Consider the following 18399-nt stretch of genomic DNA (forward strand, 5'->3'; position numbering starts at 1 on the left):
CCGCCCGAAACCGGTTGCAGACCTGAAGAGCCGCCCGAGCGGCGTCGTCTTCTCGCTGAAGCTGGCGGTCTACGTCGCACTCATCGCGCATGGCATGCTGTTCGCGCTGTCGACGTATGTGGTCCTGAAGATTGTCGGCATCCTGCTGATCGGCGCGATGTACGCGCACGGCGTCGAGCTGCAGCACCAGGCGCTGCATTACCAGGGATTCAGGAGCAAGCGGCTCAACATGGTGTTCGGCGTGCTGCTCGGCATGCCGATGCTCGTGTCGTTCCATGCGTACCAGGACAGCCACCTGCGCCATCACCGGCTGCTCGGCACGCCCGAGAACAAGGAGTTCTTCGACTACGGGGACCAGTACGGCGCGAGCCCCGTCGTCAGTCTCGGCCTGTGGGCGTGGCGGCTGTCGATGGCCGCGCACTATATCCAGTTCGCGAAGAACGTCGCGAAACTCGTCGTGCCGGGCGCACGCTTCGGCGACAATCCGCTCGTGTCGCGCGCGATCCGCCGCGATCACCTGCTGATGGTCGCGGCGATTGCGCTGCTGGCCGCCGTGTCGTTCGCGCTGCACACCGGGTTCGTCGTGTGGGTGTGGGTCGTGCCGCTCGTGTTCGTGGCCGCGCCCGTGCATGCGCTGGTCGAGATGCCCGAGCATTACCGCTGCGACCTGACGAGCACCGATCCGTTCCGCAACACGCGGACGATCGAGAGCAATGCGTTCATGACGTGGTTCACGAACGGCAACAACTATCACGTCGAGCACCACATGATGCCGAACCTGCCGATCGAGCGGCTGCATGACCTGCATGGCGCGATCGGGCCGCGCATCCGCTACTACCACCGCACGTACCGGCAGTTCTATTACGCGCTGCTGCGCGGCAGGCTGTCGCCGCGCACGGTGGAAGACGACGCGGACGACCGCATGCCCGATGCCGACGCGGCGGCGCCGGCATCCACGCAATCGGCATGAGCGCGACGGTGGTGGCCGGTGCCGGGCCCGAACGCTTTTCGACGACGGTGACGACGATGCTTTATCCGGAACTTTTCAGGTCGCTGGAAGCGGTGCGCTGGGACATGGAGAAGGACATTCCGTGGGACACGTTCGACGCTTCGCTGCTCACCGACGAGCAGGCCGAGACGATCAGGATGAACGCGATCACCGAATGGTCGGCGCTGCCCGCGACGGAAATGTTCCTGCGCGACAACCAGCACGACAGCGACTTTTCCGCGTTCATGAGCGTGTGGTTCTTCGAGGAGCAGAAGCATTCGCTCGTGCTGATGGAATACCTGCGCCGTTTCCGGCCGGAGAGGGTGCCGACCGAAGAGGAACTGCACGCGGTGCGCTTCGAATTCGATCCGGCGCCGCCGCTCGAGACGCTGATGCTGCACTTCTGCGGCGAGATCCGCCTGAACCACTGGTACCGTTGCGCGGCCGACTGGCATACGGAGCCGGTCATCAAGCACATCTACGAAACGATCTCGCGCGATGAAGCACGCCACGGCGGCGCGTACCTGCGCTACATGAAGAAGGCGCTGAACGACTGCGGCGACGTTGCGCGTGCCGCGTTCGCGAAGATCGGCGTGCTGATGGCGTCGGCGCGCCGCACCGAGAAGCCGCTGCACCCGACCAACCTGCACGTGAACCAGGCGCTGTTCCCGCGCGACACCGTGCAGTCGCGCCTGCCCGATCCGGAATGGCTCGAGCGCTGGCTCGACGAGCAGATCCGGTTCGACGGCGAGTGGGAAAAGAAGGTCGTCGAGCGGATCCTGCACAACCTGTCGATCCTGTTCGAGCACACGTTCGCGACCGCGCAGGAACTGAACCGCTATCGCCGCGAAGTGACCGCGCGGACGAACCGGGTGGCCGACAGTGGGGCGGACAGCGTATAGCGACACGCGTTCCGTCCGGTAAAGGGAGGAACCGATTCCGTATGGTGCGCTGGCGCGACGTACGCGGGTTGCCGTGTCCGGTCGGCGCAATATTCATTTCCGGACATAATTGGTTCATCAATTTCGGCGAATTGCATGGTGCAATTCAATTTCATGCGTTTAGTATATTTTAATAAACATGAAATTGAATATTTAAATAGTATTCCGCATGTATGTTGAGATGCGTATTCTTTTCGTAATCCGGGAAGAGAATAAAAATGTTTGGTGAATGAAATTGTATTGTAGGAATCGGGGTGCGGCTCTGCTCTGGCATCAAGGTGGCTGGTGGAGCGCGGGTTTGTGCCTGAAATATCCTGTTCTTGCGTGCCGTTGTCGACCGTTCTTCGCGTCGTTCTGGGTGTGCGCTTATTTACAAAATCACTACCTCATAATGCTAATGTAAGAATATCGGGTCGATGAAAAAAGATAGATAAATACGAATGTCACGATTGAAAATAAGAATGATCCGCATCCAAGCTTCAATATAAAATCGTTCCCGAATCCAAATAGGAGAAACGATTCAGGGAGACGAGCGGCGATTTGCCTGTCGGTGGGTGCAACTTTGAGGCGGCGGTATGGCTAATGTGAGATTGGCAAAGCGATTGAGAAGTATGCCTTCGCTGGATTTCCTGAGAGGCTTCGAATGCGCGGCGCGTCATTTGAGCTTTACGCGTGCCGGGCAGGAACTGAACGTCACGCAATCCGCCGTGAGTCGGCAGGTCAAGGCGCTCGAGGAGCAGCTCCGGATCGAGCTCTTTCACCGGCACATTCGTTCGCTGACACTGACCGACAAGGGGCGGGAGCTGTACGACGCGATCTCGTTCGCGTTGTCCGACCTGGAATCGGTGATCGGCAAGTTGTCGTCGAGTGTCGGCCAGCGTTCGATCTCGTTGTCGACCACCGTTTCGTTCGCGGCGCTGTGGCTGATTCCGCGCCTCGGCTCGTTCCGAGCAAGCTACCCCGACATCGACGTACGCGTATCGGCAACGAGCGAAATTGAAGATCTTAAACGCAAACGTTTGCACCTGGCCGTGCGATATGCCGGGCCGTATACGTCGACGGACGAGACGGACGTGCTGTTTCGCGAGCGTGTCGTGGCGGTCTGCAGCCCGAGCCTGATGCCGGCGGCGGGCGACGCGGCGGCGATGAAGCCGGCCGACCTCGACAAGCACGTGCTGCTGCATCTCGACGATCCGCGCGGCGAGTGGCCGTGGCACGGATGGAGCCATCTGCTGAAGGAACTGGGCGTGCCGCGCCTGCGGCCCGCGGGCGCGCTGCATTTCAGCCAGTACGACCAGCTGGTGCAGGCCGCGGTCGACGGGCACGGCATCGCGATCGGGCGGCGGCCGCTGGTCGACGGGCTGCTGAAGCAGGGCAGGCTCGTCGAGCTGTTCCCGCACTGTACGGTCGCATCGGGTAGCTACGTGCTGGTGCAGAACCCGGATGCATGCAACGAGTTCGATATCGCGGTGCTGACCAATTGGCTGCTCGAACAGGCGCGCGATCCGCTCGCGTCGGACCAGGAATCGGCTGGCAGCAACGTGGTGCCGATGTATCGCGTCGGATAGTTCGGTCGTATCGCGTCGTCGCGCCGCCGCGGCTCGATGCGAGCGTGCCGCCGTGCTTCCGGCCCGGCACGCTGCCGGCATTCGCCGGAACCGTGAGCGCGCGAACGGCGCGGGCGCGGCCGATCGTCAGCGGGCCGCGCGGCCGCATTTCAGATCGGCTTACCAGCGATGATGGGCGGCCCAGTCCTGCCGCCCGCACCGGCGGCGGCCGTCCCAATGTAACGCTCGATGTCGAAAGATGGCCGGGCCGGGGGCGTGACGGATGAAGGCGGTTCTTGCGCGGGCCGCGTGATTGCCGGGCGGCCGTGTCGCCGCCGGCGCGATGCGCCTCAACCCTCGATTGAAATGGATTCCGCGGCCGCGCTTGCACGTGCCGCGGAACCGTCCGGCCGATGCCGGGCATGCGCGACATCCGGCCGTCAGCCGGCTGTCGGCAATACGCCGAGGTCAATTCTCGGTCGAAGCGGTCGCGACCGGCGCCGCGTCGCGATGCTGGAGCGCGTAAAGCTCGCGATTGCGCGCGATCTGCGCGGGTGACGGCGGATAGTCGTTCCGGTTGAACGGCAACAGGCCGTTGGCTTCGGCATCGATCAGTTGCTGGCGGACTTCGGCGCGGGTGAGCGGCGCCTGCGTGGACTGGGCGAAGGCCTGCGTGCCGAACGGCAGGCTCAGCGTGGCAACGACGAAAGCAGCGACGAGTTTCATGGCGACTCCTTGGCGGTTGAGCGAACGGGCGAGTGGGGCGGGGCCCACGCTTCGAATTCTGGTTGCGGCGGCAGTCACCACCCTGACCCGCCGATTACAGTTTCGTAATCAGGCCGCGTCGGGCGGGCGCGGGGAGGCTGGCCCGCACCGTTTCCCGGTAACATCGGCGCATGTCATCACCGAGTGCGATGGAGCCGATCATGCGCATCCTGATTGTCGAAGACGAACCGAAGACCGGCGCGTACCTGAAGAAAGGGCTCGAGGAGTCCGGTTTCAGCGTCGATCTCGCGAAGGACGGCGGCGAGGGGCTGACGCTCGCGCAGGAAGAAAGCTATGACGTGATCGTGCTCGACGTGATGCTGCCCGTGCTCGACGGCTGGAGCGTGCTCAAGCGGCTGCGCGACACGCATGCGACGCCGGTGCTGTTCCTGACCGCGCGCGACGACGTGCAGGATCGCGTGCACGGCCTCGAACTCGGCGCCGACGACTACCTCGTGAAGCCGTTCGCGTTCGTCGAGCTGCTCGCGCGTATCCGCACGCTCGCGCGGCGCGGGCCGCCGCGCGAGACGGAACGTATCGCGGTGGGCGATCTGGAGATCGACGTCGTGCGCCGCCGCGTGAAGCGTGGCACCGTGCGGATCGACCTGACGCCGCGCGAATTCTCGCTGCTGCAACTGCTCGCGCGCAGGCAAGGCGAGGTGCTGAGTCGCACGCAGATCGCGTCGTACGTGTGGGACATGAATTTCGACAGCGACACCAACGTCGTCGAAGTCGCGATCCGGCGGCTGCGCGCGAAGATCGACGACGATTTCGCGGTCAAGCTGATCCATACGGTGCGCGGGGTCGGCTACGTGCTCGAACCGAAGGATGCCGCATGATGCTCGGCCGCTCGCTCGGCGCGACGCTCGCGCTCGCGTTCGGCGCGACCACGCTCGCGGTCTTCGCGCTCGTCGGCACGTATGTGTACACCGGTCTCGAGCGGCAGATGAGCACGCAGGACGACCTGGACATCGTGCTCGCCGCACGGCACACGCGCCGGTTGGCCGGCGAACTCGATTCGCTCGACGCGGTGCGCGCGCATGCGGACCGGCTGACGAGCCAGGTGCTCGGCAACGCGGCGCTGTCGATGGCCGTCGTCGACGGGCGGGGCACCGTGCTCGCGCGCCACAACGTCGAGCGGACCGAACTCGAGGATCCGCCGGATGCCGCGCCGTCCGCGTCGTCGCCCGCGCTGCCCGATGCCGAACTGTTCCCGCCGCGCGCGACGCCCGTGCCCGCGAACGAACGGATCACCGCCGACCGGATCGCGACGTGGACCGCCGACGGCGGCACGCCCGTGCGCGGCGTCGTTACCGAGGCCGCGCTGCGCGACCACACGACGATCCGGATCGCGATCGCGCGCAACATGCACGATCGCGCCGAGATGCTCGACGGCTACCGCGACAAGCTGAAGCTCGCCGGCGGCCTCGGCGCGCTGTTCGCGATGCTGCTCAGCTACGGGCTGATCCGCCAGTCGCTCGCGCCGCTGCGCGAGATCGTCGCGAATACCGGCCGGATCACCGTCGACAAGCTCGATACGCGGCTCGATGCGTCGCGCGCGCCGCGCGAACTGACGGCGCTCGTCGACGCGCAGAACGCGATGCTCGGCCGCTTGCAGCAGGCGTTCGGACGCCTGTCGCAATTCAGCGCGGATCTCGCGCATGACCTGCGCACGCCGCTGAACAACATGCGCGGCGCGACCGAGGTGGCGCTTGCGCGGCCGCGCTCGCCCGACGAATACCAGGCGCTGCTCGAATCGAATCTCGAGGAATACGACCGTCTCGCGCGGATGATCGAGAACGTACTGTTTCTCGCGCGCGCCGAGCATCCCGGCTTCGTCACGCGGCAACGCGCATTCGACGTGCATCACGAGCTGGAGCGCATCGCCGGCTATTTCGAGGGGCTCGCCGACGAAGCGGGGTCGACGCTGAGCGTCCACGGCCAGGGCCGCTTGATTGCCGACCTCGAGCTGTTCCGCCGCGCGGTCAGCAACCTGCTCGCCAATGCGCTGCGCTACACGCCGGCAGGCGGCGTCATCGCGCTGAGCGTCGACGAAACGGCGGACGCGGTGCGCGTCGTCGTCGCCAACCCGGGCGAGCCGATCGATCCCGCGCTGCTGCCGCGCATCTTCGATCGCTTCGTGCGTGGCGACCCGGCACGCAGCGGCGGCGCGCCGGGTGGGACGGCCGGCCTCGGCCTCGCGATCGTGCGGTCGGTGATGGAGCTGCACGGCGGCACCGCACACGTCGAAAGCGACGCGGCCGGTACGCGGTTCATCCTCACGTTCGTCAGGACGCCGACGGCGTAGCGGCCGGGTGCCCGGCGACGGTTGCATCCACATCCGCATGCGTGTTCCAGCCGCCGCCCAGCGCCGTCAGCAACCCGACCGCGGCTTCCATCCTGCGCGCGGCGATCTGGTCGGCCACGCGCCGGTTCGTCAGCGCGATCGTCTGCGCGGTCACGACGTCCAGGTAGCTCACCGCGCCCGCGTTGAAGCGGTTCGTCGTCAGCCGCAGCGACAGGTCGGCCGCGTCGGTCGCGCGTTGCTGGCTGCGCGCTTCCGACGCGAGCGCGTCGAGCGTCGACAGCCGATCCTCGACCTGCTGGAACGCGACGAGCACCGTCTGCCGGTAGTCGGCGACCGCGCCGTCGTATTGCGCATGCGCACCGCGCAGCGTCGCGCTGCGGCGGCCGCCGTCGAACAGCGTGCCGACCAGTTGCGGGCCGAGCGACCAGAACAGGCTCGGCGCGGTGAGCCACGGCGCGAAGAACGCGCTTTCGAGCCCGGCGCTCGCCGACAGCACGAGATCCGGAAAGAACGCGGCGCGCGCTTCGCCGATCTGCGCGTTCGCGGCCGCGACGCGACGCTCGGCCGCCGCGATGTCGGGCCGCCGTTCGAGCAGCTGCGACGGCACGCCGGCCGGAATCGCCGGCACGTCGAACGCCTGCACGCGCGGCGGCAGCACGAACGTCGACGCGCTTTCGCCGACCAGCGTCGCGATCGCGTGCTGAAGCTGCGCGCGCGATGCGTCGATATCGGTGTCCTGGGTGCGCGTCGATTCGAGTTGCGTGTCGGCCTGTGCGACGGCCGACGCATCGATCGCGCCGGCCGCGAGTTGCTGCTTCAGCAGCTTCAGCGCGTCCGCATACGCGTGCACCGTGTCGTCGAGCAACTGCTTCTGCGTATCGAGCGAGCGTAGCGCGAAATAGTCGGTCGCGAGCTCGGCCGTGACCGACAGCTTCACGGCCTGCAGATCGGCCGCGCTCGCGTCGGCGTCGGCCTGCGCGCCCGTGACCGCATCGCGCACGCGGCCGAACACGTCGGGCTCCCAGCTCGCGGCCACGCCGGCCTGGTAGTCGGGCGTCGTCTTCCCGGCGAGCGACGAGCCGAGCTTGTTCTGCGACACGCGCGCACGGCTCGGTGCGACGCCGGCCGTGACGGTCGGCAGGAACCCCGCGTGCTGGTAGTCGACCATCGCGCGTGCCTGCTGGAGCTCGGCGACGGCTTTCTTCACGGTCTGGTTCGACACGTCGACACGCGCTTCGAGCGCGTTCAGGCCGGCATCGCCGAAGACGGTCCACCACGGGCCGCGCGATGCGGCATCGGCTGGCGCGGCGACGTTCCAGCCGGGCTGGGCGGCGGGCGCGCCCGAAGCCGGTATGCCCGCATAGTGCGCGGGCACCGCGACGGCGGGCGGCGAATAGGCGGGCAGCGTCGAGCATGCGGTCAACGCGGCGGCGACGCCGAGCACGACAGCCCGGCGCGCGAACGGGAGCGGACGAAAGAAGCGCATGGCGGATATCTCGCAGGGTTTCATCGGCGGTCAGCCGCGGGTGCTCGTTGACGTTGCGATTAGCGTCGAAGCCGGCGTCGCAACGGTCGTCGCTGTTGCCGTAGCCGCAGCCGCAGCCGCAGCCGCGTGCGGCGCTGCCGGCCCACCGGTTGCCGAGCCTGCCCGCGCAGTAGCCGGCGCCGCACCGTGCTCGACCGCCACGATCTTCACGGCCTCGCCGCCGGCGAGCGAATCGCCCGGGTTGTCGATCACCTGGTCGGTCGCGGCCAGCCCCGCGACGATTTCGACGCGGGTGCCGAAATCGCGGCCAATCTGCACGGTCTTCAACGCGGTGCGGCCGTTCGTGCCGACGGTCGCGACCGTCACGCCATTCGGCCGGAACAGCAGCGCGCTGACCGGCAGCTCGAACGCGGGTGCGGCGCTCGCGATGAGCAGATGTGCCTGCGCATACGCGCCGGGCATCAACGCGCCGTCGCGGTTGTCGACGTCGATCTCGACCCGCAAGGTGCGCGTGACCGGATCGATCGCGCCCGCGCTGCGCGCGACGTGCGCGGCGAAGCGCCGCCCCGGGTACTGCTGCGTGGTCAGGTAGACGGGCGTGCCGGCCGAAACGCCGGCCGCGCTGTCTTGCGGCACGTCGACGAACACGCGCAGCGTGTCGGTCTGCTCCAGATGAAACAGCTCGCCCGACAACCCCGGGCTCCCCGGTGTACCGCCCGCCGTCACGAGCGTGCCGACGTCGACGTTGCGTGCGGTGATCACGCCGTCGAACGGCGCCGTCACCGATTCGTACGACACGAGTTGGTTCAGGTGCGCGGCATTCGCCTGCGCGGAAGCCAGCATCGCACGCTTCGCGTTCATGTCGGCGACCTTCGTGTCGGTGTCCTGCTGCGACACCGACTGCGTCTTCAGCATGTCCTGCCAGCGCTGCGCGGTCGATTTCGCGTAGTCGTAGTTCGCCTGCGCGGTCGAGGCGTCCGCGCGCGCCTGGCGCAGCTGCGCATCGAGATCCGGCGCCGCGATCTGCGCGAGCGTCTGCCCGGCGGTCACGTGCGTGCCGATATCCGCACTCCAGTGCGCGATGTAGCCGCTCGTGCGTGCGTAGATCGACGCTTCCGCATACGGCATCACCGCGCCGGGCAGCGTGAGCGTCTGGTCGGCCGGCGCGGCGCCGGGCCGGATCACGGACACCGGCAGCGCCTGCTGGGCGGCCAGCTGCACGCGCTGCGCGGCGCGCGCGTCGATGCGCGGCACGATGCCGGCGGCCAGCAGCGCGGCGGCGACGGCCATCACCGCCAGCGGCCCGGCGAGCGTGCGGCCGCGCCGGGGCGGCGGCGTGTCGGGCGCCGCGCGGCGCGCGGCAGGGGGCAGTGCTTCCGCGTCGATAGCCGGCGGCGGGGCGAGAGGTTCGATCGAATCGTTCATGGTGGGTTCGAAGTCGGGCGAGTCGGAGGAAATCGGCGGACATCCGCAATCAGGGCAGCGCCGGCGTGTCCTGCGCGCGGCGCGCGGCGGACGCATCGCGGCGCCGGTCGAGCCAGGCGTGGACGAAACCGAACACGACGGGCACGAACAGCAGCGTCGACACCGTGCCGAAGGCGAGGCCGCCGATCACCGCGCGGCCGAGCGGCGCGTTCTGCTCGCCGCCGTCGCCGAGGCCGAGCGCCATCGGCAGCATGCCGATCAGCATCGCGAGCGCGGTCATCACGACCGGCCGGAACCGGCTGAACCCCGCATCGAGCGCGGCCTGCCACGGCGGCGTGCCGCTGGCGGTCAGCTCGCGCGCCGCGTTGACGACGAGAATGCTGTTCGCGGTCGCGATGCCGATGCACAGGATCGTGCCGGTCAGCGCGGGCACCGACAGCGTCGTGTTCGTGACGAACAGCATCCACGCGATGCCCGCGAGCGATGCGGGCAGGCCGCTGACGATCACGAGCGGATCGAGCCACGACTGGAAGTTGACGACCATCAGCAGGTAGACCAGCGCGATCGCGAGCACGAGGCCGCTCAGCAGCCCGGCGAACGACTGGTGCATCGCCTGCACCTGGCCGCGCAGCACGATCGACGAGCCGGGCGGCAACTGCGCGCGCGCGTCGTCGACCAGCTTCGTCACGTTGGCCGTGACGCCGCCGAGGTCGCGATCCTGCACCGACGCGAAGACGTCGAGCACCGGCTGCACGTTGTAGTGCGACACGACGGCCTGCTGCTCGGCGCGCGAGAAGGTGCCGAGCGCGCCGAGCAGGTTCTGCGCGGGCGCGCCGGCCGCCGGGCCGCCGGCGGGCGTCTGCGGCGACTGCGTGGCGGTCGGCATCGCGATGTTCGCGAGCGACTGCAGCGAATTCACGTCGTATTGCGGCGTCTGCACCAGCACCGGATAACTGACGCCGTTGGCCGGGTTCAGCCAGAAATTCGGCGTGGTCTGCGAACTGCCGGACAGCGCGATCAGCAGGTTCTGCGACACGTCGCGCTGCTGGAGCCCGGCCTGGATCGCCTTGGTGCGATCGACGTCCACGTTGATCGCGGGTTCGTCGCCGGGCTGCTGGATCCGCGCGTCCACGACGCCGCGCACGCCGCGTAGCTGCGCGAGCAGCCGGTTCGCGACCGCGCGGTTCTGGTCGAGCTTGTTGCCGACGATCTGGATGTCGATCGGCGCGGGCAGCCCGAAGTTGAGGATCTGGCTGACGATGTCGGCCGGCAGGAACGCGAAGGTCACGCCCGGGAACGCCTGGTTCAGCAGGTTGCGCAGCTTCGTCACGTACTGCGCGGTCGGGCGGTGGTTGGCTTTCAGCGTGATCATGATGTCCGCGTCGCCCGAGCCGATCGGGTCGGACGAGTCGTAGGTCAGGTTGATCCCGCTGACCGGCACGCCGATGTTGTCGAGCACGCCGGCCAGCTCGTTCGGCGGGATCACGGCGCGAATCCGCGCTTCGACCTCGTCGGTCAGGCGTGCGGTTTCCTCGATCCGCGTGCCGGTCGGCGCGCGCAGGTGCAGCCGGATCTCGCCGGTATCGACCGACGGGAAGAAATCCTGCCCGGCGATGGCGAACAGGCTGGTGGAAGCGACGCAGGCGAGCAGGAACGCGGCCGCGAAGCGGCGCCGGTTCGCGATCGCAGCCGACAGCACCGCGCGGTAGCGCGCGCGGACCGCCTCGAAGCGGTGCTCGAAGCCGGCCTGGAAGCGTGCGAAGCGGGCGAACATGCCGCGCGGCGGCTTGCCGTGCCCGTTCGCGCGCATCAGCACCATCGCGAGCGTCGGGATCAGCGTACGCGAGAAGAAATACGACGCGATCATCGCGAAGATCACCGCTTCGGCCATCGGCACGAACAGGTAGCGCGCGACGCCCGTCAGCAGGATCATCGGCGCGAACACGATGCAGATCGACAGCGTCGACACGAAGGTCGGCACCGCGATCTCGCCCGCGCCGGTCAGGATCGCCTCCTCGAGCGGTGCGCCGCGTTCGAGGTGATGCGTGATGTTCTCGATCGCGACGGTCGCGTCGTCGACGAGAATCCCGACCGCGAGCGCGAGCCCGCCGAGCGTCATGATGTTGATCGTCTCGCCAAGCGCGGACAACGCGCACAGCGACGTCAGCACCGCCAGCGGGATCGTTACCGCGATGATCAGCGTCGCGCGCCAGCTGCCGAGAAACAGCAGGATCATCAGCGCGGTCAGGCACGCGGCGATCACGGCTTCGCGCGCGACGCCCTGGATCGCCGACTTCACGAATACCGACTGGTCGCCGAGCGGCGTGATATGCAGTGCCTTCGGCAGGCCGGCCGCGATCTTCGGCAGCATCGCCTTCACCTGGCCGATGATCGTGAGCGTCGACGCGCGGCCGGTCTTCTCGACGGTGAGCAGCGCCGCGCGCTTGCCGTCGCTGCGCACGATGTTGGTCTGCGGTGCGTAGCCGTTGCGCACGTGGGCCACGTCGCGCACGTAGACGACGTTGCCGGCGACGGTCTTGACCGGCAGGTCGTTCAGCGCGGCGACCGTCTGCGTGCTGCCGTTCATCTGCACGTTGTATTCGCGTGCGCCGATCTTCGCGGTGCCGCCGGGCAGGATCAGGTTCTGCGCATTGATCGCGTTGACCACGTCGATCGGCGCGAGCCCCTTGGCCTGCAGCGCGCGCATGTTCAGGTCGACGACGATCTCCGGCACCTTGCCGCCGAACGGCAGCGGCACGGCCGCGCCCTGGACGGTCGCGAGCTGCGTGCGGATGAAGCTGTTGCCGAGGTCGTACAGCTGCTGCTCGGCAAGCGTGTCGCTCGACAGCCCGAGCTGCAGGATCGGCACCGTCGACGCGTTGTACGTGATGATGTTCGGCGGCAGCGTGCCGGGCGGCAGGATGCGCAGGATCGACGCCGAGTTGCTCGCGGCTTCCGCGATCGCGCGATTGATGTCCGCGCCGGGGTGGAAGAAGATCTTCACGACCGATACGCCGTTCAGCGACTGCGACTCGATGTGCTCGATGTCGTCGACGTCGGAGGTCAGCGCGCGCTCGTAGTTCGACGTGATGCGCCTGGCCATGTCCTCGGCCGAGAAGCCGTTGTACGACCAGACGATGCTGACGACCGGGATGTCGATGTTAGGGAAGATGTCGGTCGGCGTGCGCAGGATCGCGAGCGCCCCCGCGATGAAGATCAGCAGCGCGAGCACGACGAACGTATAGGGCCTGCGCAACGCCAGCCGGACGATCCACATGATGTTTTCCTCGAAACAGGGCAAGGGCGCCGCATCCGGTGCGACGTGCGTGCAGTCTGCCGGCGGCGCGTTGACCCGGCCCTGACTCGAGGATTACGAAACTGTTATCTGCGCCCGGCGCCGCAGATTTCAAAACCGTCATCCGGCGGTCAGCGTCGTGCCGGTCGCGATCACCAGAATGCATGCGTCAGGCGGCGAAACGCATTCGCGGTCCCGCCGGCGGCGCATCGACGATGCGTCCTCATCGAACTGATCTGGGGAGTTTCATCATGAATCGCAGACTGATCGCAGCCGCCGCGCTGCTCGCCGTCGTCATCGGCACGCCGGTTGCCGCTTTCGCGCAAACCTCGCCGTCCGGCCTGACGCGCGCCGACGTGATCGCCGACCTGGTGCAGGCGCAGCGCGACGGCACCGTGCCCGCGCCGAACTGGGACTATCCGCCGAGCGCGCAAACGGTCGCCCGCAATCGCGAGCTGTATGCGATCGCGCATGGCGAGCCGGCCGACGCGACCGCGACTGCGTCGACGGCGGTGCCGGCCGTCCGCACGCAATGAAACGGGAGGCGGGCCATGAAGCGCCTTTCCCGACTGGCGATCGCCGCGCTGCTCGCGGCGGCGGTCGCGCCGGCCTTTGCGCGCGGGCAGCCGCAATTGCCCGATGACGATGGCGGTCGCGCCAGCGTGTTGCACGAGCTGAACCCGACGCGGGTGACCGACACGCTGGCGACCCGCGCGCGCTTGCGCCCGAACCGGTCGGCAATCGGCCCGCCAAGCAGCGGGCCGGCCGCCAGGCCGAACAGCGCGGCGCCGAGCAGCGCCGCGAGCACGTGCTTGGTGCCGCCCCATTCCTGGACGAGCTCGGGCACGACGAAGCCGATGATGACGGTATCGCAGCCGTCCAGCGAGATCACGACGAACGTCAGGAATCCGGCCCACTGAAACGGGCTGACCGCGCGCGCGTCGACGAATTCGCGGACATTGATGGATCTTCGTCTGCCGGCCCGGCTGCCTCTCGTGATGGGGCTCCACGCCCGTCTACGGCACCAGCCGATACCCGACGCGACGCGCCCCGGTGTTCGATCGCCGAAATTCGGCGTTCAACGAGAAATGCCGTTTGTGGCCACAGCGAAACGTTATCGGTCGGCAGGGTGCTTCGACTGCCCGGGCAACGCTTCGCCGAGCTTTTCCAGCAGGAAATCGGCAAACACCGTGACCGCGGGCGCCAAGGGCGGCCGGCTCGTATAGACGAGCTGCAGCCCGAGGTCGCTGCTCGAACGTCGGTAGGAAGGCAGCACGCGCACCAGCTTTCCCTGCTCGATGCCCGGTTCCGCGAGCAACTGCGGCAGCAGCGCAACCCCGAGCCCGGCGATGCACGCCTGTACCACCACGCGCATGTCGTTGACCGAGAAGCGGCTGTCGATCGAGATTTCCTGGGTGCCGCGCGGCCCTTGCAGGCGCCACATGCTGCGGCCCTGGCGGCCGGAAACCGTCAGGCAGTCGTGGTCGGCCAGTTCGCGCGGCGTGCGCGGCGCACCGCGCCGTTCCAGATACGCGGGGCTGGCGGCGAGGATCATCGTGCCCGGCGCAATCCGGCGCACACGGAAGCTGCCGCCGGTCTCGATCCCCATGCGCAAGGCCAGGTCGATGCGCTCGCCGATCAGGTCCGACGGCGTGTCGTCGAGCAGGAAGTCGATGCTGATCTGCGGGTAGCGCGCATAGAACTCCGCCAGCCATTCCAGCCGGAAAATTTCGAACAGGCCGGCCATCGCCGTCATGCGCACGGTGCCGGACGGTTCCTGCCCGTCTGCATGCAGCCGCTCGATCTCGAAGATTCGGTCGAGCGCCGGCGCATAGCGCTCGAACAGCGCCTGCCCCTCGGTGCTCGGCGCGAGCTTGCGGGTCGAGCGATGCAGCAGGCGCGTGCCGAGCTGCCCCTCGAGCTGGTCGATGCGCCGGCTCAGCGTATTGGCAGGCATGCGCAGGCGGCGCCCGGCCTCCGAGAAGCTGCCGGCGCGGACGACCTGGACGAACAGTGCGAGGTCATTCAGATCGAGCATTGGATTCCTCCAAAAATGGATTAATCAAATCCTGTTTATCCATCTAGTGTAAAGCGGCTTCACTCTCCATACTCCTCTCACGCTACAGATGAACCTTTACGTTCCAGGGAGAAAACGTTTGAAAATGCAACTGATGATCGCCGCAGGCGCGCTGGCAGCGTCGCTGTCGTTCCCGGCCTTCGCCGAAAGCGTGACGTACCAGTTCGACCCGAGCCACACGTACCCGAGCTTCGAGGCTGACCACATGGGTGGCCTGTCGGTCTGGCGCGGCAAGTTCGACAAGTCGAGCGGCACCGTGACGCTCGACCGCGCGGCTAAGACGGGCACGGTCGACGTGACGACCGACATCGCATCGATCCACACCGGCAGCACGAAGCTCGACGAGCATCTGCAAACGGCCGAGTTCTTCGACGCGGCCAAGTTCCCGCAGGCGAACTACAAGGGCGCGATCAAGTTCGACGGCGACAAGCCGGTGTCGGTGGTCGGCAACCTGACGCTGCATGGCGTCACGAAGCCGGTGACGCTGAAGATCGATTCGTTCAAGTGCATGCCGCACCCGATGCTCAAGCGTGAAGTGTGCGGTGTCGACGCCGTTGGCCAATTCGACCGCGGCGATTTCGGCCTCGACTACGGCAAGCAGTACGGCTTCAGGATGAAGACGAAGCTGCTGATCACGGCCGAAGCGCTCAAGCAGTAATCCTGTTCGGAGAACACACGCATGAAACTGCTCCATATCGATTCCAGCATCCTCGGCCAGGGCTCCGTCAGCCGCGAACTGTCGGCGGAAGCCGTCGCGACGTTCCGTGCCCGCGATCCGGGCCTCACCGTCACGCGCCTCGATCTCGCCGCCACGCCGATCGGCCATCTGACGGCGGACCATCTGGCCGCCGCGCAAGGCGCCCCGATTTCTGACGCACTGAAGGCGGACGTCGAGATCGGCCGGCGCGCGCTCGACGAATTTCTCGCCGCGGATATCGTGGTGATCGGCGCACCGATGTACAACTTCGGCATCGCGTCGCAACTGAAGGCGTGGATCGATCGCATCTCGGTGGCCGGCACGACGTTCCGTTACGGCGAGAACGGGCCGGTCGGGTTGTGCGGCGGCAAGAAGGTGGTGGTCGCGTCGTCGCGCGGCGGCGTGTACAGCGAAGGTTCGCCTGCTGCGGGGTTCGATCATCAGGAAACCTATCTGAAAGCGGCGTTTGGTTTCCTGGGCATCACGGACATCGCGTTCGTCCGTGCGGAAGGCGTGGCGATGGGGCAGGACACGCGCAACGGCGCCATCGCATCGGCGAAGGAAGCGGCGGCTGCGCTCGCGGCCTGACGCCGCACGACCGAGACCGACCACAGGAGCGCCACCATGTCACATGCCACGCTGCCCGCCGACGTCACCGTTGCCGGCCGTCGCGTCATCTTGCGCACGCGCGGCCGCGCGCACGGGCCGATCGTCCGGATGGTGAGCCCGTCCGACGTCGGCGAGATGATCAAGCCGTTCGTCTTTCTCGACTTGGTCGATACGCAAGCGTCGATCGGGTCGGGCTTCGGCTGGCATCCGCATTCCGGGATCGCCACGCTCACGCTCGTGATCGACGGTCGCGGCAGCTACGCCGAATCCACCGGCCACGCAGGCACGATCGTGGCGGGCGACATCGAATGGATGAACGCCGGGCGCGGGGTCTGGCATGCCGGTACCGTCGTGCCGCCGGTCAAGGTGTTCCAGCTGTGGGTTGCGTTGCCGCCGGAGCGCGAGCTGGCGCCAGCCTTCAGCCAGCATCTGTCGATCGCCGACATCCCGTCGGACGGCCCGGCCCGCGTGCTGCTCGGCCGCAGCGGCGACGCGGTCAGCCCGATCGATGCGCCGCCGGGCCTCCACTACGTCGTCGTGCAACTCAAGGCCGGCGAGCGCTGGACCTGCCGGCCGCAACCGGGCTGCAGCGTCGGCTGGACCGCCGTGATGGACGGCAGCCTGCGCGTACCGGATCCGGTCGGGCAGGGCGAACTGGTGGTGTTCGACCCGTCCGACGCCGCGATCGAATTCGAGGCGGTGACCGATGTGCGCTTCGTGGTCGGCACGGCCGTCCCGCATCCGCACGATCTGCACCTGGGCAGCTACTCGGTGCACACGAGTGCCGCCGCGCTGGCGGAAGGCGAGCGCGAGATCGTGCGCATCGGCCGCGAGCTGCGCGCGAAGGGCGCGTTGCGCTGATCCAGCAGGCGTGCATCGCACGCTGCCCGACGGGTGGTTAGCCTCTGCGGCCCGACGCAGAACGATTCTCTTGATGAAGTGGCCGGCGCACTCCCCGAATGCGCCGGCCTTTTCGCGTTCCAAACGACTCGACAGGCGCGCCGAAGCCATCTTCTCCTTGCGCTTAGGTGTTTATACGTATGCCGATTCCGATATCGCCTCAATCCAATATTTCATTGGAAGGTTATCGGGCTTGTTCCTAGACTGATGCGGGGCGTGCGGACCGGGCCGGCGGGAAGCCCTGGCCGGCGCCGCCCCGACCCGCGCCTGCGCCACGAAGAAGCAGAACAGCGCAGCGACAGAGAACGACATCATCGGAGACGAACCATGACATTCATCAGGAAGCTGGCGGCCGGCGCGATCGTTGCCGCGGCGGCGGCGCTGGCTGGCGGCGCGCACGCGCAGCAGAAACCGATCACGCTCGGGTTTTCGCAGGTCGGCGCGGAAAGCGCGTGGCGTACCGCGAACACCGTGTCGGTGAAGAGCGCGGCGAAGGACGCCGGCATCAACCTGAAATTCTCCGACGCCCAGCAGAAGCAGGAGAACCAGATTCGTGCGATCCGCTCGTTCATCGCGCAGAAGGTCGACGTGATCGCGTTCTCGCCGGTCGTCGAATCGGGCTGGGAGCCCGTGCTGACCGAAGCGAAGGCCGCGCATATCCCGGTGATCCTGACCGATCGCGCGGTCGACGTGAAGGATCCGTCGCTGTACGTGACGATGATCGGCTCGGACTTCCTCGAGGAAGGGCGGCGCGCCGGCCACTGGATGGAAGAGCATTACAAGAACGACCCGGGTCCGATCAATATCGTCGAGCTGCAGGGCACGGTCGGCTCGGCGCCGGCCAACGACCGGCGGGCCGGCCTGCTCGAAGTGATCAAGAACAATCCGAAGTTCAAGGTGATCGCGTCGCAGAGCGGCGACTTCACGCTTGCGGGCGGCAAGCAGGTGATGGAAGCGTTCGCGAAAACCTACGGCAAGCAGATCAACGTCGTCTACGCGCACAACGACGACATGGCGCTCGGCGCGATCCAGGCGATGGAGGAAGCGGGGATCAAGCCGGGCAAGGATGTGAGCGTCGTGTCGTTCGACGCGACGAAGGGCGGCTTCCAGGCGATGGTCGCCGGCAAGATCAACGTCGACGTCGAATGCAGCCCGCTGCTCGGCCCGCAACTGATGAGCGCGGTGAAGGACGTCGTCGCCGGCAAGCCGCTGCCCAAGCGCATCGTGACGAACGAGACTGTGTTCCCGATGAACGTCGCGGCCCAGGTGCTGCCGACCCGCAAGTACTGAGCAACGTACCGACAAGCCGGCACGGGCGGCGGCGTGGCGGCCGCCCGGACGGCAACCGCTCCGAGGGAGGG

The 18399-nt window shown here is 67.4% G+C and carries 15 protein-coding genes and 1 pseudogene; 10 read left to right on the plus strand and 6 right to left on the minus strand.

Annotated features, from left to right (window positions below; all coding sequences use genetic code 11):
* Positions 1-22: 22 nt before the first annotated feature.
* The 3 genes from ACPTTC_RS35365 (at position 23) to ACPTTC_RS35375 (ending at position 3497) form a co-directional block, all read left to right on the plus strand.
* A complete protein-coding gene (locus tag ACPTTC_RS35365) occupies positions 23-970 on the plus strand; it encodes a fatty acid desaturase family protein (protein ID WP_423396565.1) in 948 nt (315 codons plus the stop codon).
* Positions 971-1026: 56 nt separating this feature from the next.
* A complete protein-coding gene (locus ACPTTC_RS35370; protein ID WP_423396566.1) occupies positions 1027-1890 on the plus strand; it encodes a ferritin-like domain-containing protein in 864 nt (287 codons plus the stop codon).
* Positions 1891-2504: 614 nt separating this feature from the next.
* Entirely contained in the window at positions 2505-3497 is a 993-nt protein-coding gene (locus ACPTTC_RS35375; RefSeq protein WP_423395974.1) for a LysR substrate-binding domain-containing protein, read from the plus strand.
* Positions 3498-3944: 447 nt separating this feature from the next.
* Here ACPTTC_RS35375 and ACPTTC_RS35380 read toward each other — a convergent pair whose 3' ends face one another.
* Positions 3945-4202 (minus strand): DUF4148 domain-containing protein, encoded by a 258-nt coding sequence (locus tag ACPTTC_RS35380; protein ID WP_423395975.1) that lies wholly within the window; start codon positions 4200-4202, stop codon positions 3945-3947.
* Between the two features lie 200 nt (positions 4203-4402).
* On the opposite strand from ACPTTC_RS35380, the gene ACPTTC_RS35385 reads away from it, so the two are divergent.
* Both ACPTTC_RS35385 and ACPTTC_RS35390 read left to right on the plus strand, forming a co-directional pair.
* Positions 4403-5080 carry a heavy metal response regulator transcription factor gene (locus tag ACPTTC_RS35385; RefSeq protein WP_021160488.1) on the plus strand — a complete coding sequence of 226 codons (678 nt, stop codon included), beginning with the start codon at positions 4403-4405 and terminating at the stop codon, positions 5078-5080.
* On the plus strand, positions 5077-6549 hold the full coding sequence (locus ACPTTC_RS35390) for a heavy metal sensor histidine kinase (RefSeq protein WP_423395976.1): 1473 nt from the start codon (positions 5077-5079) through the stop codon (positions 6547-6549). Before ACPTTC_RS35385 ends, ACPTTC_RS35390 begins: the two co-directional genes overlap by 4 nt.
* Here the strand turns inward: ACPTTC_RS35390 and ACPTTC_RS35395 are convergent.
* The 3 genes from ACPTTC_RS35395 to ACPTTC_RS35405 are packed head-to-tail and all read right to left on the minus strand — an operon-like array spanning position 6530 to position 12737.
* Positions 6530-8035: an efflux transporter outer membrane subunit gene (locus ACPTTC_RS35395; protein WP_423395977.1), complete on the minus strand. Its 1506-nt coding sequence runs from the start codon at positions 8033-8035 to the stop codon at positions 6530-6532. The two genes, ACPTTC_RS35390 and ACPTTC_RS35395, sit on opposite strands and share 20 nt — an antisense overlap.
* Positions 8036-8065: 30 nt before the next feature.
* A complete protein-coding gene (locus ACPTTC_RS35400; RefSeq protein WP_423395978.1) occupies positions 8066-9460 on the minus strand; it encodes an efflux RND transporter periplasmic adaptor subunit in 1395 nt (464 codons plus the stop codon).
* A gap of 49 nt (positions 9461-9509) precedes the next feature.
* Positions 9510-12737, minus strand: coding sequence for an efflux RND transporter permease subunit (locus ACPTTC_RS35405; protein ID WP_423395979.1), 3228 nt, complete (start codon positions 12735-12737; stop codon positions 9510-9512).
* Positions 12738-13006: 269 nt separating this feature from the next.
* Here ACPTTC_RS35405 and ACPTTC_RS35410 point away from each other — a divergent pair, with 269 nt between their 5' ends.
* A complete protein-coding gene (locus tag ACPTTC_RS35410) occupies positions 13007-13291 on the plus strand; it encodes a DUF4148 domain-containing protein (protein ID WP_423395980.1) in 285 nt (94 codons plus the stop codon).
* Positions 13292-13494: 203 nt separating this feature from the next.
* Here the strand turns inward: ACPTTC_RS35410 and ACPTTC_RS35415 are convergent.
* Positions 13495-13647: pseudogene (locus ACPTTC_RS35415) on the minus strand (aromatic acid/H+ symport family MFS transporter); the annotation flags it as partial.
* 222 nt (positions 13648-13869) lie between these two features.
* A complete protein-coding gene (locus ACPTTC_RS35420; protein ID WP_226198350.1) occupies positions 13870-14793 on the minus strand; it encodes a LysR family transcriptional regulator in 924 nt (307 codons plus the stop codon).
* Between the two features lie 118 nt (positions 14794-14911).
* Here ACPTTC_RS35420 and ACPTTC_RS35425 point away from each other — a divergent pair, with 118 nt between their 5' ends.
* The 4 genes from ACPTTC_RS35425 (at position 14912) to ACPTTC_RS35440 (ending at position 18328) form a co-directional block, all read left to right on the plus strand.
* Complete coding sequence (locus ACPTTC_RS35425; RefSeq protein WP_423395981.1) at positions 14912-15490, plus strand: YceI family protein; 579 nt, start codon at positions 14912-14914, stop codon at positions 15488-15490.
* A gap of 21 nt (positions 15491-15511) precedes the next feature.
* Positions 15512-16117: an FMN-dependent NADH-azoreductase gene (locus ACPTTC_RS35430; protein WP_423395982.1), complete on the plus strand. Its 606-nt coding sequence runs from the start codon at positions 15512-15514 to the stop codon at positions 16115-16117.
* 36 nt (positions 16118-16153) lie between these two features.
* Entirely contained in the window at positions 16154-16999 is an 846-nt protein-coding gene (locus ACPTTC_RS35435; RefSeq protein ID WP_423395983.1) for a pirin family protein, read from the plus strand.
* A gap of 366 nt (positions 17000-17365) precedes the next feature.
* Entirely contained in the window at positions 17366-18328 is a 963-nt protein-coding gene (locus ACPTTC_RS35440; RefSeq protein WP_423395984.1) for an ABC transporter substrate-binding protein, read from the plus strand.
* Positions 18329-18399: the final 71 nt, after the last annotated feature.

The sequence above is a fragment of the Burkholderia mycopellens genome (assembly GCF_964265025.1).
GTDB lineage: Bacteria > Pseudomonadota > Gammaproteobacteria > Burkholderiales > Burkholderiaceae > Burkholderia.